General features: G+C 68.2%; 3 protein-coding genes and 1 pseudogene. 3 read left to right on the forward strand and 1 reads right to left on the reverse strand.

Translation table 11 applies throughout. The features are described from left to right. On the forward strand, positions 1-676 hold a 676-nt coding region (locus JYJ84_RS30420), incomplete at its 5' end, for a hypothetical protein (protein WP_205189876.1). Between the two features lie 48 nt (positions 677-724). After that, positions 725-2,428: a hypothetical protein gene (locus tag JYJ84_RS30425; RefSeq protein ID WP_175221145.1), complete on the forward strand. Its 1,704-nt coding sequence runs from the start codon at positions 725-727 to the stop codon at positions 2,426-2,428. Between the two features lie 207 nt (positions 2,429-2,635). Here the strand turns inward: JYJ84_RS30425 and JYJ84_RS30430 are convergent, their stop codons facing one another. Then, on the reverse strand, positions 2,636-3,145 hold the full coding sequence (locus tag JYJ84_RS30430; RefSeq protein WP_205189877.1) for a GNAT family N-acetyltransferase: 510 nt from the start codon (positions 3,143-3,145) through the stop codon (positions 2,636-2,638). 506 nt (positions 3,146-3,651) lie between these two features. Between JYJ84_RS30430 and JYJ84_RS30435 the strand changes: the two are divergent. After that, positions 3,652-3,938: pseudogene (locus tag JYJ84_RS30435) on the forward strand (AAA family ATPase); the annotation flags it as partial.

The raw sequence follows: 3,938 nt of genomic DNA on the forward strand, positions 1-3,938 counted from the left end.
CCTGCCGTACGACTGGGTCGTCGCGCTGGTGATCGCGTACTGCGCGCCGCCGTCGAGCGGCACGTCGACGATCGCGCGGATGCTGTCGCTCGACGCCAGCGTCGCGCTCGTCGCGACCCTTGCATCGATGGTGTTCGTTCCGCTCACCGCGCCGCTGCTGACGGCCTGGTTCAGCCACGAGGCAGCCGTGTCGATCTCGCCGCTGAATCTCGCGTTGCGGCTCACGCTGCTGATCGGCAGCGCCGAGGGTGTCGCGCTGCTCGTTCGGCGGTTCGCGGGGTCCCGGCTCGACCGCTATGCGACGCCGATCGATGCGACCGTCGTCGTCGCGCTGCTGGTGTTCGCACTCGGCACGATGGCCGGCATGCAGCAATCGATCATCGACGCGCCGCACCGCGCGTTGAGCGCGATCGCACTCGCGTTCGCCGTCAACGCCGGCTTCCAGATCATCGCGTACGGGCTCACGCCCGGCGACGTGCGCACGCGGCTCAATGTCGCGCTGATCGTCGCCAATCGCAACGTCGGCCTGATGTGGGCCGCGCTCGGGCTCGCCGCGACACCCACCATGGCGCTCGTGTTCACGTGCGCGCAGTTGCCGATCTATACGCTGCCGCGCGTCATCCAGCATCTGCTGCCGCGCCTCGAAGCACAACGCCTGCGCCGGCGTGTACGCTAGCCGGCATGCGCCGTGAGATGTCCCGATCCCTACCCGCCTCCGTTCACCATGACGACCCTGTTCTCCGCCGACTATCCGCGCACGCTGCGCACGTTGACCGACCGTTTCACGCCCGGCACCGCCACCCGTGTCGAGGCCTGGCTCTTCGAAGACGAAGCGGCGCGCCGCGACGCCGAGCGCACGCTGGCCGCCCGCGGCATCGACGCGGTGTTGCGCAGCGCGTACAAGCCGCTGGTGCATTTCTTCATCGAGGAATTCGAGCCGCCACGCACCGGCCGGATCGTGATCCGCACACCGGCGGGCGCACACCATCGGTTCCGGCTCGAAGCGTATCCGCTCGCGGGCTGGCTCGCGCCGCTCGAATTCGCGTTCGAGCCCGGCGACGACCCGGCGCACTATGTCGTCGAGGCCGACGGAGCGACGCATCGCATCTTCGCGCCAAATGACGCGACCGCGTCGCCATGTGGCTGGCTGCGCGTGTGGAACGGCAGCACGTTGATCGAGGACGCCCCGCTCGTCACCGAATTCGAGGCGGCCGCCGCCGCGACGCTGGACGCGCTGCGCGCGCATCCGTGGCCCGACCATGCGCCGTTCTTCGACATCCTGCGGATCGCGATCGCCACGTCGGGCATCGAACGGACGCTGCCGTATGGCGAGGAACTCGTCAGCACGCTCGACGCGTGGCACGAGGACGCGTACTACGGCGCGGCCGAATTCTTCCATGCGCTCGCGGGCCGCGACGCGTCCGACCGGACGCTGCAATCCGGGCAGATCGTGCCCGACATCACGCGCACGCAGGGCGATACGACGCTTCGGATCACACTGGAGACGCACGTTCGCGCGGCGACAGCCGAAGCCACGGCCACCCCGAGTGAAGCGCTTGCATCGCCGGACGCGCTCGCGGCGGTTGGCCAGCCACTGTCGCCGCCCGACGTCGATCGCGCGCTCGACGCGCTGCCGGGAGAACGGTTCGCCGCCACGTCGCATCAGGGGCGCGGCGTAAACGGCATTCATGTCCGCGGCGCATTGCCCGGGCTCGTCATCACCGCCGGCCAGCATGCCAACGAGACGTCGGGGGTCGTCGGCGCGCTGCGGGCGGCCCATGCGCTGAACCTGCGCCCGGATGCGCATTACGCGCTCGTGCCGCTCGAGAATCCGGACGGCGCCGCGCTGCATCACCACCTGCGCGCCACCCACCCGACGCACCTGTCCCATGCCGCGCGCTTTACCGCGCTCGGCGACGACCTCGAAGCCCGCACGCAACCGCCGTTCGGCGAAAAAGCCGCCCGGCTCGACGCGATCGAGCGCACCGGCGCGCGGCTGCACCTGAGCCTGCACGGCTACCCGGCACACGACTGGACGCGGCCGCGCAGCGGCTACATCCCGCGCGGCAGCGAACTCTGGTCGATTCCGAAGGGCTTCTTCCTGATCCTGCGTCACCATGCGGGCCTCGACGGGCGGCCGTTCCTCGACGCATTGACCCGCGCGTTGGCGCAATCGGATGAACTCGTGGCATTCAACGAACGGCAAATCCACGCGTGGCACGCGCACGCAGGCGATCTGCCGTTTCCACGCATCAACGGTATTCCGTGTCTCGTGGTCGAGGATCATCGGTCGACCGTGCCGTTCACGCTCGTCACCGAGTTTCCCGACGAAACGATTCAGGGCGACGCGTTCCGGCTGGCGCACACGACGCAGACGCGTGCGGTCGAACGGGCTGCCGAGTTGTACTGGGCCGGCCTGCTCGGCTGACCGGCACTTTCGGATCTTCGTCACACCGGCGACCGGGGGAAGCAGCGGAATCGGCCCCCCCAGTCCGCAAAAAGCCACACGGGAATGGGCGAAAAACAGGGGCCGTACTCGGCAGCGCTGCACTGCCGCCCGGTACGGCGGCCTTTTCGTGGGCGGCGAGTTGCCCGTCAGCTTATGCGTCGCACGCAAAGTTGCGGACAGGCACCGTCACAAGCTACGCCCCAACAACTGCCCCGGCCAACCGTCCACGTCGAAGGTTGAAATCCGCTCATACCCGCAGGACTCGTAGAAACGCACCAGCGCGCCAGTCCCGCCGCCATAGCAGTCCACCCGCAAGCGCCCGACCCCGGCCGCCCGGGCACGCTCATCCGCGAAGGCCATCAGACGCCGGCCGACGCCCCGCGCCCGCGCATCGCGCGACGCCACCAGCACGCGCACATAAATTTCCGGCTCGGTCGCCGGCGGCACGTAGGGCATGGACTCGCCGAGGATCAACGCGCCCAGGACGCGGCCTTCCCGATCCTCCGCCACCCACGCGTCGGGCAACGCACAGGCTTCGGTCACGAGCGCAATCCGCTTGGGTTGCGTCGACCACGGCTCGCGGCCCCATTGCCCATCGTTGCCGATGGAAACGAACCACGCAATCACGTCATCGAAGATCCCCAGCACGGCCGGGGCATCGAGCGCACTGGCACGACGGATCACCCGTTCGTCCATTCCTGTCTCCGTCACGTTCAACACTCCTTCGCCGGATTCGACGACCGGCGCACCATTGGATGTAGCGCCGAGCCGTCCACGGACTTGCAATGGAAGCCAGGCGATCAAGCCTGCTACGGTACTGAAATTCCCCCCTGTTGATCAAGGCGTGACGTGACGGCTGCCATTCGACATGACGGATTGTCTTCGTGAGAGGCCGGGGAGACCAGCGCCAGGCCGGGTGTCAATCGACATCCAAAGGGATGCACGTTGCCGACCGACGCCCGGGAGCCGCGACCTTGCCGGAGGATCGGCGCGATCAATGCGGTGCGGTGCCATCGCGTGGGCGCCGCAACGCATGCCCCATGACACTCGCCTGATCCGGCCGGCCGATGCACCGCCTGCCGCGCACCGGATCGCAGCGAATCGATTCCCGCGCGAATACCCTCCGTCACGACAAAAAAATCTACAATCGACGCGATGCATCGCAGGCACGAAGCGCCAGCCGCCCACTCTCGCTCGCCACCATGAACGCACCCGCTGATTCCCCCTCCTCCGCCCCGTCGGTACTCGGCGTCTATCGTCAACTGGCGGACCCGTCCGCCGGGCAATGGATCGTCAGCCGCTCCGAACGCGCGCACATGTACCGGATCCAGCATCACCGGCCTGACGGCAGCACATCGGTCGATACGGTCGTCGATGCGGACAATCTCGACGCGAAGCTGCACAAGTGGATCCAGGAAGGCTTCGTCCGGCGCGAAGCCGGCGACCGTGCGGCGCCCGCTCATCGCGGCGAGTTCATGCAGGACCTGCG

This window comes from Burkholderia sp. LMG 13014, from assembly GCF_905232215.1.
Taxonomy (GTDB): Bacteria; Pseudomonadota; Gammaproteobacteria; order Burkholderiales; family Burkholderiaceae; genus Burkholderia.